Here is a 1,196-nt window from a genome sequence, read left to right as displayed (position 1 = left end):
TCCTCGATAGCTCAGTCGGTAGAGCGCCGGACTGTTAATCCGTAGGTCCCTGGTTCGAGCCCAGGTCGAGGAGCCACCACAAGCCGCAAGGCCTCTGGAAAGCCCGCTGTCTTTTTGGACAGCGGGCTTTTTCTTTGCCGGTACATGCTTAACGGCAAGGCAGGTGAGGCCATTGCTTGATGGCCTCGCGGCACGTCCTACACTCGGGCGCATGGCCCCCTTGTCCGTGTTCCGCAAACACCCTGCACGCGCAGCCCTGCCCCAGGCAGTGGCTGGCCGCCGCACGGGTGCTGCCCTTGCGGCGACCACGGCGATCTTGCGACGCACCCGCGCACTTTCCTGAGCCCGGCGGTCCGCTACCCTTCTTCCTGATGCGCGAACCATTGACCGCCGGGCACCCGCCGCGCGGCAGCGACGCCGTTCGTTCTTCCATCCAGAACGGCGCCGCAATCAACTGGAGTGCTTCATGCTTGCAACCATTCACGGGGAGCGCACGCTCACCGAACTCGACTTCATCCGCCTCGGCAAACTGACGGACCACCAGCGTCCGCCCGTGCTCGCCGAACTCCTCGATGCGGCGGACGTGCTGCCCTCGCGCGAGGTCCCGGGGGACATCGTGACGATGAACTCCCAGGTGGAGGTCGAAGACCCCGTCACGCGGCAGCGCCAGAAGATCACCCTCTGCTACCCCGGTGACGCGCAGCCGGGCGCAGGCTTCGTCTCGGTACTGTCGCCCGTCGGCATCGGCCTGCTGGGCATGAAGACGGGCACGCTTGCCCGCTGGCAGATGCCCAATGGCGCGGAAGGCGCCGCGCACGTGGTCGCGGTGCTGTTCCAGCCGGAGGCCAGCGGCGACTACACGCGCTGAGGTCGCTCGTGACTTTCGGCACTGGCGCGCCGTAGTGCCGGGGTCGTATCGTCGCGCGGCCGCTGGCGGCGCGTCGAATCGGGAGGCCGTAGAGGCCATGGCAATTCCAACTTCGGTCCTGACGAGTGACGCCTGCCACGGGCGCAGCATCCTTCTTCTCACTCGACAGATCGAACATGGCTTTTTTCAAACTCTCTCTCGCAAGCGCACTCACCGGCCTGCTGGCCCTTTCAGGTTGCCAGACCATGGATATGCAGATGGGCAGCCAGTCGGCCAAGACCATGGCCACCGGCAGCGCCGCAGGCAGCGCCACCGCCGGCGAAAGCAG

Annotated in this window: 1 protein-coding gene and 1 tRNA gene; both read left to right on the top strand. The window is 66.1% G+C overall.

Translation table 11 applies throughout. From position 1 onward, the window contains the following. Positions 1 to 76, top strand: a tRNA-Asn gene (locus tag ACCC97_RS28735). A gap of 390 nt (positions 77 to 466) precedes the next feature. Beyond that, positions 467 to 868, top strand: a complete 402-nt coding sequence (locus ACCC97_RS28730) for a GreA/GreB family elongation factor (protein WP_413336368.1) — start codon at positions 467 to 469, stop codon at positions 866 to 868. The last annotated feature ends 328 nt before the right edge of the window (positions 869 to 1,196 follow it).

Source organism: Variovorax sp. Varisp85, assembly GCF_047304045.1.
Classification (GTDB): Bacteria; Pseudomonadota; Gammaproteobacteria; order Burkholderiales; family Burkholderiaceae_C; genus Variovorax.
Note: the sequence above shows the minus strand (reverse complement) of the source record. Positions and strands in the feature narration are given on the sequence as shown.

What these genes read in the sequence shown, in the direction of transcription:
- ACCC97_RS28730 (WP_413336368.1), top strand. Translation starts at nt 467, where the DNA reads ATGCTTGCAACCATTCACGGGGAGCGCACGCTCACCGAACTCGACTTC.